Raw genomic sequence first — 17,419 nt, 5'->3', positions numbered from 1 at the left:
ATATTTACATAATCATATATGATGGAGTCTGAGATGCTTCTGGCAGGGAGTATATTTTTACTGACGCTGGTACTGGTGATCTGGCAACCCAGAGGCCTGAGTATTGGCTGGAGCGCGAGTATCGGGGCAGTGCTGGCGCTGGGAACCGGTGTCATCCATGTCGCTGATATTCCCGTTGTCTGGAATATCGTCTGGAACGCGACAACGGCATTTATTGCGGTCATCATCATCAGCCTGCTGCTCGATGAGTCCGGCTTCTTTGAATGGGCCGCACTGCACGTCTCCCGCTGGGGTAACGGACGTGGCCGCCTGCTGTTCACCTGGATAGTCTTGCTCGGTGCCGCTGTTGCTGCGTTGTTTGCCAATGACGGCGCCGCGCTGATCCTGACGCCGATTGTGATTGCGATGCTGCTCGCACTGGGGTTCAGCCAGGGCACGACACTGGCCTTTGTCATGGCTGCAGGGTTTATTGCAGATACGGCCAGCCTGCCGCTCATTGTTTCTAACCTGGTTAATATCGTCTCGGCGGACTTCTTCGGTCTGGGCTTTACGCAGTATGCTTCCGTTATGATCCCCGTGGATGCGGCAGCGATTGCGGCCACGCTGACCATGCTGCATTTCTTCTTCCGCAGGGATATTCCGGCAACGTATGACGTTTCGCTGCTGAAGAAACCAGCCAGTGCGATCAAGGATCCGGCAACCTTCAGGGCGGGCTGGATTGTCCTGTTATTGCTGCTTGTCGGTTTCTTTGTTCTGGAGCCGCTGGGGATCCCGGTCAGTGCGATAGCGGCGGCTGGCGCAGCAGTGCTGTTTGTGGTGGCGAAAAGAGGCCATGCCATCAACACCGGGAAAGTCCTGCGCGGTGCGCCATGGCAGATCGTTATTTTCTCGCTGGGCATGTACCTCGTGGTCTATGGCCTGCGCAATGCAGGGCTCACGGAGTACCTGTCTGGTGTGCTGAATCAGCTGGCAGACAAGGGGTTATGGGCAGCGACGTTCGGCACCGGCTTCCTGACGGCATTTCTCTCATCAGTGATGAACAATATGCCGACGGTGCTGATTGGTGCGCTGTCGATTGACGGGAGTGCGGCGACTGGCGTCGTCAAAGAGGCAATGATTTATGCCAATGTGATTGGCTGCGATTTAGGCCCGAAAATCACCCCGATAGGCAGTCTGGCAACCCTGCTGTGGCTGCATGTGCTTGCCCGGAAAAATATGACGATCACCTGGGGATATTACTTCCGGACCGGCATTGTCATGACTGTGCCGGTGCTGTTTGTCACTCTGGCCGCTCTGGCGTGGCGGCTCTCTGTCACTTTGTAATGAGATACTGATATGAGCAACATTACCATCTATCACAACCCGGCCTGTGGCACCTCACGCAACACGCTGGAGATGATCCGTAACAGCGGCAACGAACCGACGATAATTCATTATCTCGATACGCCACCCACCCGTGATGAGCTGATTAAACTTATTTCAGATATGGGAATTACGGTGCGTGCATTACTGCGTAAGAATGTTGAGCCTTATGAACACCTGGGTCTTGATGAAGAGAAATTTAGTGATGAGCAGTTGATTGATTTCATGCTTCAACATCCGATCCTGATTAATCGGCCGGTTGTCGTTACGCCGCTTGGCACTCGTCTTTGCCGCCCTTCAGAAATAGTGCTGGATATTCTACCGGAAGGCCAGAAAGGAGCGTTTACCAAAGAGGATGGCGAGAAGGTCATTGACGAAACGGGGAAGCGGATTAAGTAATCTGCCCACTTCAAAATATCGGACGCCTGTTTACGCTATGCGGGCATCCGATTTTCGCTCATATGGGACAACCATAATCACATCTCCTAACCCAAAGGAGAATGAGCATGACAACATCCCCCTGGAACAAAGGCCGTATTATTGGCCAGAAACGGCCTCTTCAGATCTCTCATATCTGGGGAATCCGTATCAGACTTGAGATGGAAGGAAAAGTACGCGATTTAGCTCTGTTTAACATGGCTCTGGACAGTAAACTTCGGGGCTGTGATCTGGTTAAGCTAAAAGTTTCTGATGTGGCCTATGGGCACTCTGTTTCGGGCAGAGCGACAGTGCTGCAGCAAAAAACGGGAAGCCCCGTTCAGTTTGAACTGACTAAGGGAACCAGAGAGGCTGTAGCAGCATGGATCAAAATGGCTCATCTACGTAGTAGCGACTATCTGTTCCAGTCCCGCGTCGGTTCTTCACGACATATCTCAACCAGGCAATATAACCGTATTTTTCATGGATGGATTGATAAGCTAGGTCTCGACGAGACTCTGTACAGTACGCATTCTATGCGAAGAACCAAGCCATATCTGATCTATAAAAAAACGAAGAATCTTCGAGTGATCCAGCTATTGTTAGGTCACAAAAAACTTGAAAGTACAGTCCTTTATCTCGGTATTGAAGTGGATGATGCCCTGGAGATATCTGAGTCTATTGAAGTTTAATTTGTGAGGGCTGCAACAGCAGCCCTTTGCCAGAAGCGGAATTTTATTACATCTCTATTGAATTTGTTAATGCTGAGCAGGTCAATACATGCAGGAAGTTCCGGCTGTTTCTTTGAAGTTAACGAACCAAGTAGAGTAAGCGTCGACGCGGAAATCGTCTTTGGAAAAAGCTAAGGCATTGACCAGAATTTTTTGATCAATACATAAAGTTAGGGCGGTTTCGAATGTGTGGTTGTATTCTTTACGAATTGCTCCTGCGGCAAGGTTTCTGGGCGGCGATGAACCAAATACGAACATTAGAAAAGAAAAGACGATATTTACCGTTACTATTTCCCTTCATTTTCAAAGCACAGTAAATCAAAAATTAATTCCATATTGTTACTTTTTAGAATGTCAACATCTTTATATATTTTTTCAGACGCCCCTCCTTCATCTTCCCATTCGTTAATGGAATACTGCCATTCTTCTTGCATCAACCTGACATCTGCGGTTGGGATCTCTAAATAAGTTAGCATAGTCTACTCCGGCATCCTATCTTTATGAGGTTTTAATAGTATAGGGTACCCTACACTGTAACGCCGATTAGGTTTGCATATACTCATTAAATATATAAAAAACACTGTAAGAAAATAATAATCTAAGTCGTGTTATTTAGCTGCAACTTTTTATTTTCCTAAGGGTGTTGACTATACTTAAATAAATAATTTCAAACCGGAGAGTGCCATGTTTAACCATTCACCTGAAAAGTCTGAAAATGAATTTAAGGAAACAGTAAAAGAATACGCTACTAAAACCGATGATGCGTTACGTAGTGGGGCTAACAGCATGAAGAATAAAGTTGAGTCATATCCTGCGACAAGTATTCTCATAGCAGTCGGTATAGGCTTCGCTTTAGGTTTTATCTCAGGAAGAAGATGATTATCTTCGAGATGAAATTTAACTGTATCTCCTTACTTCATGAGTGCATTATTTAACAAAAATAAGATAAGTATTGAAAATATTATAGTCATTAAAGAAATCACCAATTTGTAAAAAGTGAAATCCTCCTTAAAAGAAGCACCGAACTCGGAAAGGAAGTAACTAACCATTATAGTTGCCAGACATATTGCTGGACTAAATATATAACAATCTTTCAATAATTCTTACAAAACAAGAAGCATAAAACATCCAGAGAAAAATCCTCTGCTGCATCGCTTGATGCTTATGAATATGATGCCGATGCCTCCCGGTAAGCCTTTGGGTATCCCTATGACCCGCTGCTTCGTTCGTGCATGATGAACATTCCATTAGAAAATTCATCAGGTTAATTTGCCCTGCCGCTCAGAAGGATTCATCATAAGAGGCAAAATAGCATGAAGGGAGGTAGAGGGCCATCTGTATTTTGTCAATGCACATAGTGTGACCTCCTGATTTGACAGCGATTTTTAAAAGAATGTGTTGAAAAAAAAGCCTGCGGTTAGCAGGCTATAAAGTTTTTTTACTTATTTTTTTTGTTTGTATCTTATAAATAGGGTAGGTACGCAATTAAACATGAAGCAGAGAAGGTAATGAAACTGCTATAAATATTTCCTGGCAGCATCGAGTATCTCCTGCGACGTTAACTGCCTGTCAGAAGCCACGTAAACAACACCATGATCGCCGGTTAATGAAGGAAAGCCAGCGGACATAATCCGAAGATGTGCTTCATCACCGTTCGGATATTCTCGTCTGATAGAGGATATACCCTCCAGAACGGTCATGACTTTACAGGGTTCGGCATTAAAGAAAACAAGAATTTTTATCATATGCCACCATGAATCTGTTAATCTTTTCTCTCAGTGATGTTTACTGGTAGATGCCACTAAGGTAAAAATAAAGACGTGATGCTTTCGGAGGCAGCCTCGCCCCTTACGCACTTTATTATTTAACAAGCAGTTAGCTTCTGTTTTGAAATTTTTATGCAGCAGTCCTGCACCTCATCAAATCGGTCAACACATTCATACATATGCAAAAATATGCTGACCTGATATTAGGATTAAACGGCTTTTATCACATTTAATTTATGGGTATGTCTACTCAGGAATAATCCTTGATCGTTGTCGCAGATCCACAAAGATTTATTTATCGCAAAGTATTACGTTTGCAGCAGCAGGACCTTTGTCACCGCTGTGAATGGCGAATTCAACTTTCTGTCCTTCAAATAAAGTTTTAAAGTTGTCGCCGCTAAGCGCAGAAAAATGGACAAAGATATCTTTACTGCCATCAAGAGGAGAGATGAAGCCAAAACCTTTGTCTCCGTTAAACCATTTTACCAGGCCTTTAATTCTTGAGGTCATACTGACTCCCGTTATAAATGATTGTATTGATAGCAAACATATCGTATTAAACGTTTGGACTCAAAAGGAGGGGATATCAGAGATAGCGCCTGGTAATGAGGACTTCCCGAAAAATGTTAAACGTTCGTTTTTACATCGAACTGATGGGATTCATTAAGGCACGGTAAATAATAATAAGCAAATTATATTTTAGCCGTCCAGAGATCCTGCAAGGAAAACAAAAGTGGCAGCGTGCTATTTTCAATGTATACTATTTACGTGTTTTCAATAAGGAATTGACTTGTCCCATAAAATGACCGGAATTGTCAAAAGTTTTGACATTCTCAGCGGTAAAGGCCTCATCATCCCCTCTGATGGCCGAAAAGACGTCCTGCTTCACATTTCAGCCGTTAACTCCCGCGAATCAGAATTACTCATCCCAGGAAGCCGCATAGAATTTTGCCGGATCAACGGTAACAGGGGGCCTGTGGCTGCGAACATTTATCTTTCCTGAATTTCTGTGCCTCAAAATATATAGATTAAAACTTAACCATATGTGATACGGTGAAGCTCATTCATTGAAAGGTTAATGGTCATGTCTGTTATCAATTACGCAATGAAACTCTTCAGCAGTGCGTCTACTGCCACTGCTGCCTGTCCTGTTTGTGGCTTAAAATCAGCACAGCCGTTGTCAAAAATCCGACTCAACCAAGCCATGCTTTGCCCCGGATGTAAAGCTCTGTTTATCTCCCGACGCTAGCTCGACCACAACCGCAGATCAGAGCCCATGTCCTATACTTATGTTAGATTCCGGCAGCTGTTAAATCCCTGATGCCTGACGCCCATCCTGAGAGAACGTTTCTGAACTGATTTCGCAACTGCTCCTGCGTGCTAACGTTGCATCAGAGCAATGCTATGAAAATGAACCCCAAAGTGTGGTTTAACCGCTCCCGTATTCCGAGGAATGCTGCTGAAAACGTAACGTTTTCAGCGAACGATCCTGCCGGTGAAAGTCCTCCGCGGTTAGAACTCTTTTCGACCGCCCAGATGGAGCGCTACGGTCAGAAGCTGGCGCGAACCCATAAATTATCACCGGATAAACATCCTTATTATCTTCTGAAAAGGCTTGGCGACAATGAGGCTATCATCACTCAAAACTGCTATGAGCTTAACGCGGGTAAAAAGACCAGTATCATGCCCGCCGGAGAGTGGTTGCTGGACAATTACTATCTGATTGAAGAACAGATACGCACTGTCCGCCAGCACTTACCAAAAAGCTTTGGTAAAGGACTCCCGTCGCTGATGTCGCCGCTGAATTGCCCACGAATTTACAACATTGCATCAGAGGCTATTGCTCACGGTGATGGCCGCTGGGATGCCGCCAGTCTGACCAGCTATCTCACAGCTTATCAACAGGTGACACCTCTGACATTAGGTGAAGTCTGGGCATTACCGGGAATGCTGCGCCTGGCGCTGATAGAAAATCTTCGTCGTATAAGCGTGGAAGTGGTAAAAGCGCAGCAGGACAGAAATCTGGCCGATACGTGGATAACAAGGATTTTCGAATGCGCCGAGAGTGCGCCTGGTGATTTAATCATGGTAGTTGCCGACATGGCACGCTCCCGGCCTCCTTTAACCAGTGCGTTTGTCGCCGAACTGGTGCGGCGCCTGCAGGGGCATGGTAACGCGCTGTCGTTACCTCTGAACTGGGTTGAACAGAGCCTTCGGGAACAGGGGATCACCTCCGACGTTCTCATACATAACTTTAATCAACAGCTTGCCGCCAGCCAGCTGTCTGTCAGCAACAGCATCGCGGGTCTGCGGTTACTGAGTGAAACGGACTGGGCTGATTTCGCCGAAACGATAAGTGTCGTCGAACAGGCTTTACGTAATGATCCTGCCGGGATCTACCCCCGGATGCACTTCAATACCCGGGATCATTACCGACACGTTGTTGAGGTCCTGGCCAGAGACAGTGGTCTCAGCGAGCCAGAGGTTGCTGACAGAGTACTGCGGCTGTCAGGAAAGAATGCTCCCGATACACCGGAACATCATGTTGGTTATTATCTCGCAGGCGAAGGTCGACAGGCGCTGGAAATTCATCTCCTGGCAGATACTTCAAGTCTCATACGCTTGCGGCACAGTTTCAACAGAATAACCCTGCTGTCATGGCTTGGAAGCCTGGCGTTGTTGACCACCGCAACAACCGCGGCAATTTTGCACGAAACTGCCATGCAGGGCGCACAGTGGCTGTTGATCGCAGTGATACTGCCTTTGATTATCGCTTTAACTCAGTTAATAAGTGATTTACTCAGTGACGCAACCACCCGCTTTCGTGTTCCTCGCCCGTTGCCGGGAATGGATTTTTCAACCGGTATTCCCGCTGACAGCGCCACCCTGTTAGTCATCCCCTGCATGCTGACCAGCCACCAAAGTTTCACTAAGCTCCTTACCAGCCTTGAAGTCTGTTGGCTGGGGAATGAAAACGAAAATCTCAGGTTCGCGCTGCTCACTGACTTCGCTGATTCTGAAAATGAACCCTCGCCAGAAAGTCACATACTGCTGAGACAGGCGATCGCCGATACGCAGGCGCTGAACCGCCGCTATCCCTCCGGGCGGCCACGTTTTTATCTGCTACACCGCCAGCCTGAATGGAACTCCGCTGAAGGAACCTGGATGGGCTATGAACGCAAGCGGGGAAAGCTGGCGTTACTGAACAGCTGGTTACGCCATCCGGGGACACAATTCGTCAGCGTAGCAGACATGCCTACCCACCTTTTACCAGGTCACATTAAATACGTTATTACCCTGGACAGTGATACGTTGCTGCCGCGCGATACGGCACACAAACTGGTCGCGGCAATGGCACATCCGCTGAATACGCCAGTATATGATCCAGTAAGCCAGAGGGTTGTCAAAGGATTCGGCATTCTGCAACCCGGCCTTGCAGAGGAGATACCACGCAACGGTCAGGGGCGTTACGCAGCGCTGCGCAGCAGCATACCGGGCAATAACCCCTATTCGATGATGTCTTCGGATATTTATCAGGATCTGTTTGGGGAAGGATCGTTCGTGGGCAAAGGGATTTACGATGTTGATATTTTTATGCAGGCCACCGCCAACACCTGCCCGGAAAATCTGGTCCTCAGCCATGACCTCCTCGAAGGATGCTATGCCCGTTCGGGTCTGCTGAGTGAGGTGTTGCTCTACGAACAATACCCTAATAATTATTTGTCGGATGTTGCACGGCGTTCACGCTGGATCCGGGGTGACTGGCAACTGCTTAACTGGCTGAAACCACGCGTCAGAAAAGCCGATGGAACCCGAGACAGGAATCCGCTGACCGCGCTTTCTTACTGGAAATTACTTGATAATCTGCGGCGCAGTCTGGTCGCCCCCTCTTTACTGGTATTGCTGTTCTTTACCCTGCTTGGGGTACCCAATCCGGTTTACTGGCTGGGCGTACTTTCACTGATATGGCTATTACCATCCATCCTCTGCATTGCCCATGATCTTCTGCATAAACCTCTGCGTCGCCGCCTGAAGCCGCATCTGTTACTGGTGGGGGCGGGCGCGCTGAAGCGTTTGTCAGGTATCGGGATTAATTTTGCGGTACTGCCACACGAAGCCGGATATTCGTTGAAGGCGATTGCCGTGACGCTATGGCGACTGGGGATCAGCAGGCGTAGCCTCAGCCAGTGGGTCATTCACAGCCACGACAGCAATCAGTCCACACCCGCTTTTGCGCGGTTTTATCAGGCGATGTGGCTGAATGTAGCCTGTGGCGTGACGCTGATAATACTGACCGGACAATTTGCACCACAACTGCTGGGAATTGCGTTGCCGATCGGTATGTTATGGTGTGTGGCACCGCTGCTGATGAGCTGGCTGAGTCGCCAGCCCGTGCGTAAGGTGTTTTCGCCAAATCAGGAACAAAAACAGCTGTTACGCCAGACTGGCCGTGAAATCTGGGCGTTTTTTGAAACCTTTGCCACAGAAAAAGAGAACTGGCTTCCGCCTGATAACTACCAGGAACTACCGCAACCGAAGGTGGCCCATCGCACTTCCCCTACCAATATTGGCCTTTCCCTTATGGCTAACCTGACGGCATGGGACTTTGGCTATCTGCCCGGCGGAGAGGTGCTCCGGCGCGTGTCGCTCACGCTCGACACGCTGGATAAAATGGAGCACTACCGGGGCCATCTCTACAACTGGTATGACACCCGTACGCTGGCCCCCCTCAGCCCACGCTACATCTCGAGTGTTGACAGCGGCAACCTGGCGGGGCATCTGTTGACCCTGCGTGCAGGGCTGTCCGCCATGCGTCATCAGCCTGTTTTAAACAGCCAACAAATACTGGAAGGACTGAACGATACGCTGGGTATTCTGGAAAACCAGTGGGGTCAGAATCCCCCGGACAGCCTGCGGCTGCTGCGCAAACACTACCTGTTCGCGGTGTCGCTCTCTCCGCAGGCATTTTTCAGCGAGCTGAAAAACATGCGCACCCAGAGCAACCATCTGATCACGCAATGTCATCATGGAGCCCCCCTCCAGATGCGCTGGGCAGGACATCTGGAGCATCAGCTGGTTCAGCTTTGCCATGAGTGGTCGCTGCTGCTTGGCTGGTTACCTGCATCCTGGAACAAACAAACGCTGCCGACGCTGAGCGAGCTTGCCCGGGAGACATTTACCGGTAAAGAAACACCCTCTGCATCAGCGACGGGGCAGGCCCGGATGCGACTCAATATTATCACCGAGCTTGAACAGCGGCTGGATGAACATGCCCGGATGGATTTCGCCTTCCTGTACAACGAAGCAACCAGTCTGCTCAGTGTTGGTTATAACTGTGACACAAATACGCCTGACAAGAGCCACTATGATCTCCTGCCGTCTGAAATTCGCCTGACCAGTTTTCTTGCCATTGCGACTAATCAACTTCCTCTTAAAAGCTGGTACGCGCTGGGTCGACTTTTTACCACGATTGATAATGAAACTGCCCTGATGTCGTGGAGCGGATCCATGTTTGAATACCTGATGCCGAATCTTGTAATGCCTACCTGGCCTGGTAGCCTGCTCGATGAGATGAGTCAGTCGGCAGTTATGCGCCAGATCCACTGGGGGAAAGAACGCGGAGTACCCTGGGGGGTTTCAGAGTCTGGTTATCATGCTTTTGATGTTCAGTATAATTATCAGTATCAGGCCTTTGGCGTGCCGGGCCTCGGTCTGCGCAGGGGGCTTGCTGATGACATGGTTGTCGCCCCTTATGCCACATTGCTGGCGTTGATGGTCTCTCCACAGAAAGCCTGTGAGAACCTGTTCAGGCTGCAAAAAAATGGCGCACACGGCGAATATGGTTTTTATGAAGCGCTGGATTATACCCCCTCACGCCTCGCATCTGGTCAGCTCTATGCGGTGGTTCAGTCCTGGATGGCACATCACCAGGGCATGGCATTTCAGGCGTTGGCCCATGTATTGCTTGGGGCCCCCATGACTGAGCGATTTATGTCCAGTACGACCTTCCGTTCAGCGAGTCTGTTGTTACAGGAGCGCGTGCCGGATGCGCTCGATCTCTACAGCCCACGTCGTCATTTTGAATCTCATGAGGGCAGAGTCAAACCCGTTCGCTATGAACCCCGCATTTTCAATGGGGTGGACACGCCAGCTCCGGATATTCAGCTCCTGTCCAACAGTCAATATCATCTGATGTTGACGGTAGGCGGTGGCGGTTACAGTCGCTGGAAAAATATTGCTCTTACACGCTGGCGCAGTGATACCACCCGAGATAACTGGGGAGCATTCTGCTATATCCGCGATATGCAGACGGGCAACGTGTGGAGCAATACCTGGCAGCCGACAGGCAACGCCAGCGAACACGAAGAAGAAGTGATATTCACCGATGCGAGTGCTGAATTCAGACGTACCTTTGGTGGACTCAGCGTCAAAACTCAGATTGTTATCTCCCCGGAAGATGACATTGAACTGCGACGTCTCACACTCATTCATCGTGGACGCCAGCCCCGCTCTCTGGAGCTGACAACCTATGCCGAAGTGGTACTGGCCCCTGATGCCAGCGATCTGGCACACCCGGCATTCAGCAATCTGTTTATTCAGACTGAACTTGAACCTGAGCGTGACGCTATTCTTTGCCACCGGCGCCCGCGCACCCCGGATGAACCGAGTCCCTGCTTGTTTCACATGATGGTGGTGCATGGCGATACACTTCATACCGTCTCATTTGAAACGAATAGGGCAAAATTTCTTGGCCGTGGCAGAAGTCCTGCTGATGCCCTGGCAATAGAGGCTGGAGGAGCGCTTAGTAACACGTCGGGGTCAGTACTGGATCCTGTACTGGCGATACGCCATGCCATCATTATGCAGCCGGGGCAGACGGTCACGATTGATATCATTTATGGCATCAGCGAGACCCGTCAGCAAAGTCTGGCTCTGCTGGAAAAATACCGCGATTACCCTATCGCTGATCGCGTCTTCGAACTGGCCAGGTCTCACAGTCAGGTGGTATTACGTCAGATGAATGCCAGTGAAGATGATGCCACGTTGTTTAATCGTCTCGCCAGTGCAGTGCTTTACCCTGTCCAGGAGCTGCGAGTCGAGGGACAGGCGATCAGCCGCAACCGTCGCGGTCAGTCCGGTCTGTGGGGCTGGGCAATTTCAGGCGATCTGCCGATAGTGCTGCTGAGTATTACCAGCGAAGAAAGTATCGCTGCCGTGACCACTCTGATTCAGGCACACCGGTACTGGAGACAGAAAGGGCTGGAGGTGGATCTGGTGATCCTCAATAACAGTCCCGGCGGTTATCAGCAGGGATTACAAAATCAGATTATGGAGTTAATTTATGCCGGGGCTGAAGCCAGTCTGCTGGATAAAACGGGTGGGCTTTTTGTCCGTAATGGCGAGCATCTCTCCGCTGAAGATAAGTTGCTTTTGATGAGCGTGGCCTGTCTTTATCTTGATGATCGTGCAGGTGGAATTGGTGAGCAGCTTAATCAGCGTATTCATACTCTCAAACCTCCGGCCAGAGCATTCGTACCTCACGCAGTCCGGGAACGTAATCAGCACAAGGAGTGGAATCCCGATGTCGGTCAGTTACAACATTTCAACGGATACGGTGGGTTTTCTCAGGATGGTCGGGAGTATCAGATTGTCCTGCGGGAAAATGCGCTGACACCGGCACCATGGTCAAACGTACTGGCAAATTCCCGTTTTGGCAGTGTGATTTCAGAGGCGGGACAGGCCTATACCTGGTATGAAAATGCGCATGAATACCGGTTGACACCCTGGGAGAACGATCCGGTGAGCGATCGCAGCGGCGAGGCGTTTTATCTGCGCGATGAAGAGAGCGGCGAGTACTGGTCGCCAACGGTTTTGCCTGTTCGCGGACACGGTGATTACCTGACGCGCCATGGTTTTGGTTACAGCGTCTTTGCCCATCGTGAAAGCGGTATAGACAGCGAGTTGACTGTTCTGGTTGCCGAAGACGCGCCGGTTAAACTTGCACTTCTGACGCTCAGTAATACGTCGGGCCGGACACGCAAACTTTCCGTAACTGGCTATGTGGAATGGACGCTGGGTGAATCCCGACCTCGCTCGGCTCCTCACATTGTGACACAGGCAGCCAGTGTTCCTGGCGGCTGCGGGGTACTGGCGAACAACTTTTATGGTGATAACGGCGGTGACCGTACTGCATTTTTTGCCGTCAGCGGTAATGACTGTTCGCTGACTGGTGACCGCCGGGAGTTTATCGGTCGCAACGGCTCGCTGCACGCCCCGTCTGCGATGAAACTGCTCAGGCTATCAGGTAAGACGGGCGCCGGCCAGGATCCCTGCGGGGCGGTGCAATCTGCCGTCAAATTAATCGACGGCGATCAGAGGACCTTTATTTTCATCCTTGGCGCTGCTGAGAATCATGCTCGCGCTCAGGAGACGCTTGCCCATTATATGAACGAAGATGCGGTCCGCCAGGCGCTGAACCGGGTTCATATCCACTGGCACAATATGCTCGATAAAATTGTGGTTAACACCCCCGACACGTCCGTAAATTTACTGGTTAATGGCTGGCTAATGTATCAGACAGTAGCCTGTCGTCTTATGGCCCGCAGTGGTTACTATCAGTCTGGTGGGGCATTTGGTTTTCGCGATCAGCTGCAGGATACGCTGGCACTGAGCCATGCTGCTCCGGATCGAATGCGTGAACAGATAATGCTCTGTGCATCACGGCAATTTATCGAGGGTGACGTGCAGCACTGGTGGCACCCGCCACACGGAAACGGTGTGCGTACCCGCTGTTCCGATGACTACCTGTGGCTTCCTTTTGCTGTTTGCCACTATGTTGAAACGACGGGGGATATGGATGCACTGGAAACACGCATTCCTTATCTTGAGGGACGGCCGCTTCAGCCGGGTGAAGAGTCAGTCTATGACACGCCGGTCATCAGCGGCACCGAAGAGACACTCTGGTTACACTGCGTCAAAGCTCTTCAGTATGGACAGCGGTTCGGGGGGCACGGCCTGCCGCTGATGGGGGCAGGTGACTGGAATGACGGGATGAACCAGGTGGGTATCGAAGGCAAAGGTGAAAGCGTCTGGCTGGGCTTCTTCCTGTACGATATTTTGCAGCGGTTTGCAGCGCTGGCGGAGCGCAGGATGGATGAGAATGTCGCCTCTATGTGCCGTGCACAGGCCCTGCGTCTGCAAAGCAATCTCGAAGCCCATGCCTGGGATGGTGAATGGTACCGGCGCGGGTATTTTGATGATGGTACTCCCCTGGGGTCGAAAGCCTCTCAGGACTGCCGGATCGATGCGATTGCGCAGAGCTGGTCTGTATTGTCCGGGGCCGCAGACCCGGGACGGTGCGCAAAGGCCATGCAGGCGCTGGATAAGCACCTTGTGGATAACGAAGGAGGGCTGATCAAACTGTTAACGCCTCCTTTCGACGGACACGGCCCGAATCCGGGCTACATACAGGGGTACCTGCCCGGCGTGCGGGAAAACGGAGGGCAGTATACGCATGGCGCCATCTGGGCAGTGATGGCCTTTGCCCGAATGGGGAATGCCGAACGAGCCTGGCAACTCTGGTCAATGCTCAACCCTATAAATCACACCCTGAATGCGGACTCGGTCGGGATTTATAAAGCTGAGCCTTATGTCATGAGTGCTGATGTCTACAGCGTCGCTCCCCATACCGGACGTGCAGGGTGGAGCTGGTATACCGGTTCCGCAGGCTGGGCCTGGCGTTTACTTACCGAGGAATTACTGGGGATAAAACGTTCCGGCACTGACTTTAGTGTTCATGCCAGGTTACCGGATGCGTGGTCGTCTTTTTCTATGGCATATCAGTATGGTGAAAGCCATTATCAGATTAGTGTTTCACGCGGCGATGCAGAATATTGCGTGACGCTGGATGGTGTTCTCCTCCCTGATGACAGAATACCGCTGAAGGATGATAGACAAAACCATACGGTTGAGATCATTCAGAACTGACGCTGATCCCGGAGGTGCATTAACGTCTGCCGTTAATGCGCTGATTATCCCTGAGAACGTCAATCGCTGTCTGCATGGCGATTTTGTCATCCCTTTTTTTTTGCCTGCCCTGCATGACCTGAAGGTATTCCAGCAAGGTTCGGGTATTAATCGGTCGGCCCTGTTTACCCACAGCCAGCACGGCTTCGCCAAGAATAATTTTTACTGGCGGTAGCTGGGAAGGGTACCAGTCAAGGGTGTCTTCTGATTTCATTATAAATTTCTCATGGAAGGGTATTATATCATAAATCGGACGTTCAATTTTCAATATCTGCTATCGTGATTCAGTCATAAATCAACATAACTTAACCCGGCTGTTTTTAGAGTAAAGCGTATAATAATTAATGTATTCCTCAGAGAGTTATTTATGTCTTATACAAATGGGCTCAGGTATTTTAAAGAAAGACCGGTTCATGTTGCCTGCCCGGTATGCGCACACAGAGCCGATCAGAAAGCAGGTAAACTAAGAAAAGATGCGGTTCTTGAGTGCCCTGCCTGCGGACTGTTGTTCAGACCTTCAGAATGCTGGTGTATCGGCGGCTGATCAGCTTCTGCCACTTAACGTCAGTGATGTCGGGAAATGACAACATTTCTCCTGTACTGCAGTTGTCGAGGGTATGATAATGAAATCTAAAAAATCTGTTTTTATTGAAGGACATATCCTGTCAAACAGCTGTCACGGGCAGGCCGGTCAACCTTTCTGTATTCACCGGGTCAGGTTTAGTAATGGTAAATATGCGATTATTCGGATGGCATCCGGGATATGTTTCAAACCAGGCGAAATTATTCAACGAAACGATTGTGAGTGGTTTTATAAACTTACCAAAATTCGGCTTTTTTCTTTTGAGTACCTTGATGATGATGAATCAAGAAGACAATTCCTTGAGTATCAATGATAAAACCATGGATTTATAACAGAATAAATTTGCTGACTTACAATTCATTCCTGGCTCTTTAAATCCTTTACCAGGCATTGCAAAATTATTTTTTCTGAATTTAGATGGGTTTAAATTGTCTAAAACAAAATGTATCGCTAAAGACAAATTGCCTCATTGTTTTCCTTTTGCGTTATAACCTTCATTAGCATTAAGGAAATTTATGGCACAGACTTTTACTCATAATTTACTTCATCCTCGCCACTGGCTTACCTGGTCTGGTTTGGGTCTGCTGTGGCTTCTCGTTCAACTTCCTTACCCGGTTTTACATATTCTGGGCTCTGGCCTTGGAACAATATCCAGACCCTTTCTGAAACGCCGGGAAGGGATTGCGATTAGAAATATCGAACTGTGCTTTCCCGAGATGACACCGTTTGCCCGGAGCCAGATGGTCAATAAAAACTTTGCTTCTCTCGGGCTGGGACTGATGGAAACAGGAATGGCCTGGTTCTGGAGCGATGCGAGAGTCAAAAAATGGTTTGATGTCGAAGGGCTTGAAAACCTGACCGGTGCGACAAGAGGAGTAATGGTTGTCGGGATTCATTTTATGTCCCTTGAGTTGTGTGGAAGAGTAATGGGGTTATGCCATCCTATGATGGCAACGTATCGCCCACACAATGATCCATTAATGGAATGGGTACAGACAAAAGGGCGTATGCGTTCAAATAAGGCTATGATTAATCGACGTAATTTATCAGGTTTTGTTCATGCGCTAAAAGCAGGTGAAGCCGTTTGGTTTGCACCAGACCAGGATTATGGGTCTAAAGGAAGCGTTTTTGCACCTTTTTTCTCGGTAAAAAAAGCAGCCACGACGAACGGAACGTATGCTCTGTCAAAACTCGCTGGTGCACACTTGATCACACTTAGCATGATTCGACGTAGCGATAAAAAAGGTTATCACATGTATATCAGCAATCCGTTGTCAGGCTATCCAAGGGAAGACAAGGTCGCCGCAGCGGCTTATATGAACAAGATCATCGAGCGTGAAATTCTCCGTGCTCCTGAGCAATACCTGTGGATGCATCGCAGGTTCAAAACGCGTCCTGAAGGCGAAGTCTCTTTATACAAATGAACAACTCTACTTGTCATGAGCCAGAATCTATCTTTCTTGCCACTGCGTATTTGTAAAAATGCGATAAGGAATTTTCGATCGGATTCATGTTAACGATGGCTTGACTGACAGCCAAAGTTAATCAATTGAACCGGTTTGGATTTGAAGGTCCGTTTTTCGCTCATAGCTGCCCGTCATGCCATCTCAAAAAACAGGCTTAACGTAGGATAATTTCCGTTTCCCAAGCGGACCCCTTCACCAGTACCGGGAACAGCGGGTTGGGCCTGGCCACCACCGGCAATGGTATTAAAGTGGTGGATGCCATTAACGGGGCAACGACCATCGGTGATGCCTTTGCGCTGGGCCATAAACTGCAGGCCGGGGCCTATAACTACACTCTGAACCGCGGTACAACGGATGAAAGCTGGTATCTCAGCGGCGAATCTATTTACCGCTCCGAAGACAGGCCTGCCACTGAGTGTCAGCAACAGTCTGGTACTGGAGCCAAAGCTGCAGTATGTCTGGCAGGGGCTCAGCCTGAACAACGGTCATGACGATGGAGGCTATGTGGATTTTGGTCACGGCAGCGCACAGCATGTCCGCGCCGGTCTGCGCTTTGGCAACCAGTCTGAAATGGCCTTCGGTCAGGGTTCATCCACACTCCTGGGCCATGAGCGCAGTATGAAGCACGGCATCAGCGAACTGCCGGTAAGCTGGTGGGTTCGACCGTCGGTGGTCCGGACGTTCAGCTCTCAAGGCAAGCTGAATATGGGTACCGCAACCCCAGGCAGCAATGTCACGTTCAGTCCGTAGCAGGACGGCACGTTTGCTGAGTTGCTGGCTGGAGTGTCAGCCCGGGGCCCTGGGTGTTCAGGGAGGGTATACACGCAGTATCAGCGGCAACAGTGCGGAGGGTTATAACGGACAGGCCAGTGTGAAGGTCATGTTCTGATAAAAAACAGTACAAACGCTCCCGTCCAGGGAGCGTTTTGTATTGCTTATTTATTGAATGTTTTCAATCGGTATAATTTTTGCCTACCGATGCCATCTTATTACAGATATGAAAATTGGCTATCAGCAATGATTAATGAATGGACTTGCTTCTAACAATGACATTCGGCCATTCCATAA

14 protein-coding genes and 1 pseudogene are annotated in these 17,419 nt (G+C 49.4%); 11 read left to right on the top strand and 4 right to left on the bottom strand.

What is annotated here, in order from left to right:
* Positions 1–33: 33 nt before the first annotated feature.
* From WFO70_RS10235 to WFO70_RS10225, 3 genes are all read left to right on the top strand, one after another.
* Positions 34–1,323, top strand: a complete 1,290-nt coding sequence (locus WFO70_RS10235) for an arsenic transporter (protein ID WP_023479682.1) — start codon at positions 34–36, stop codon at positions 1,321–1,323.
* Between the two features lie 12 nt (positions 1,324–1,335).
* Complete coding sequence (gene arsC, locus WFO70_RS10230; protein WP_023479704.1) at positions 1,336–1,761, top strand: glutaredoxin-dependent arsenate reductase; 426 nt, start codon at positions 1,336–1,338, stop codon at positions 1,759–1,761.
* 107 nt (positions 1,762–1,868) lie between these two features.
* Complete coding sequence (locus WFO70_RS10225) at positions 1,869–2,471, top strand: site-specific integrase (RefSeq protein ID WP_023479883.1); 603 nt, start codon at positions 1,869–1,871, stop codon at positions 2,469–2,471.
* A gap of 326 nt (positions 2,472–2,797) precedes the next feature.
* On the opposite strand, the gene WFO70_RS10220 is transcribed toward WFO70_RS10225, so the two are convergent.
* Positions 2,798–2,986: a hypothetical protein gene (locus WFO70_RS10220; protein ID WP_023479866.1), complete on the bottom strand. Its 189-nt coding sequence runs from the start codon at positions 2,984–2,986 to the stop codon at positions 2,798–2,800.
* Positions 2,987–3,194: 208 nt separating this feature from the next.
* On the opposite strand from WFO70_RS10220, the gene WFO70_RS10215 reads away from it, so the two are divergent.
* A complete protein-coding gene (locus WFO70_RS10215) occupies positions 3,195–3,389 on the top strand; it encodes a hypothetical protein (RefSeq protein WP_023479757.1) in 195 nt (64 codons plus the stop codon).
* Positions 3,390–4,027: 638 nt separating this feature from the next.
* On the opposite strand, the gene WFO70_RS10210 is transcribed toward WFO70_RS10215, so the two are convergent.
* Positions 4,028–4,255 (bottom strand): hypothetical protein, encoded by a 228-nt coding sequence (locus WFO70_RS10210; protein ID WP_106995986.1) that lies wholly within the window; start codon positions 4,253–4,255, stop codon positions 4,028–4,030.
* Between the two features lie 312 nt (positions 4,256–4,567).
* Positions 4,568–4,786 carry a cold shock domain-containing protein gene (locus WFO70_RS10205; RefSeq protein ID WP_106995985.1) on the bottom strand — a complete coding sequence of 73 codons (219 nt, stop codon included), beginning with the start codon at positions 4,784–4,786 and terminating at the stop codon, positions 4,568–4,570.
* A gap of 280 nt (positions 4,787–5,066) precedes the next feature.
* Between WFO70_RS10205 and cspF the strand changes: the two genes are divergently transcribed.
* The 3 genes from cspF (at position 5,067) to WFO70_RS10190 (ending at position 14,263) form a co-directional block, all read left to right on the top strand.
* Entirely contained in the window at positions 5,067–5,279 is a 213-nt protein-coding gene (gene cspF, locus WFO70_RS10200) for a cold shock-like protein CspF (protein ID WP_106995984.1), read from the top strand.
* Between the two features lie 75 nt (positions 5,280–5,354).
* Positions 5,355–5,525: a YnfU family zinc-binding protein gene (locus tag WFO70_RS10195; RefSeq protein WP_312077865.1), complete on the top strand. Its 171-nt coding sequence runs from the start codon at positions 5,355–5,357 to the stop codon at positions 5,523–5,525.
* Between the two features lie 155 nt (positions 5,526–5,680).
* Positions 5,681–14,263 carry a GH36-type glycosyl hydrolase domain-containing protein gene (locus WFO70_RS10190; RefSeq protein ID WP_312805869.1) on the top strand — a complete coding sequence of 2,861 codons (8,583 nt, stop codon included), beginning with the start codon at positions 5,681–5,683 and terminating at the stop codon, positions 14,261–14,263.
* Between the two features lie 19 nt (positions 14,264–14,282).
* Here the strand turns inward: WFO70_RS10190 and WFO70_RS10185 are convergent, their stop codons facing one another.
* Complete coding sequence (locus tag WFO70_RS10185; protein WP_032992301.1) at positions 14,283–14,516, bottom strand: hypothetical protein; 234 nt, start codon at positions 14,514–14,516, stop codon at positions 14,283–14,285.
* 153 nt (positions 14,517–14,669) lie between these two features.
* On the opposite strand from WFO70_RS10185, the gene WFO70_RS22495 reads away from it, so the two are divergent.
* The 4 genes and pseudogenes from WFO70_RS22495 to WFO70_RS10170 form a co-directional block, all read left to right on the top strand.
* The gene (locus WFO70_RS22495) at positions 14,670–14,846 is read left to right on the top strand and encodes a YnfU family zinc-binding protein (RefSeq protein ID WP_213076229.1); all 177 of its coding nucleotides are present in this window, start codon (positions 14,670–14,672) and stop codon (positions 14,844–14,846) included.
* 79 nt (positions 14,847–14,925) lie between these two features.
* On the top strand, positions 14,926–15,198 hold the full coding sequence (locus tag WFO70_RS10180) for a hypothetical protein (RefSeq protein WP_280713838.1): 273 nt from the start codon (positions 14,926–14,928) through the stop codon (positions 15,196–15,198).
* Positions 15,199–15,400: 202 nt separating this feature from the next.
* On the top strand, positions 15,401–16,309 hold the full coding sequence (gene lpxP, locus WFO70_RS10175; RefSeq protein WP_106995981.1) for a kdo(2)-lipid IV(A) palmitoleoyltransferase: 909 nt from the start codon (positions 15,401–15,403) through the stop codon (positions 16,307–16,309).
* A gap of 233 nt (positions 16,310–16,542) precedes the next feature.
* Positions 16,543–17,240 (top strand): annotated as a pseudogene (locus WFO70_RS10170) (autotransporter adhesin Ag43); the annotation flags it as partial.
* Positions 17,241–17,419 lie beyond the last annotated feature (179 nt).

It is taken from the genome of Leclercia sp. AS011 (assembly GCF_037152535.1).
Lineage (GTDB): Bacteria > Pseudomonadota > Gammaproteobacteria > Enterobacterales > Enterobacteriaceae > Enterobacter.
The sequence above is the reverse complement of the archived record's forward strand: the minus strand, read 5'-3'. Positions and strand labels throughout refer to the sequence as shown.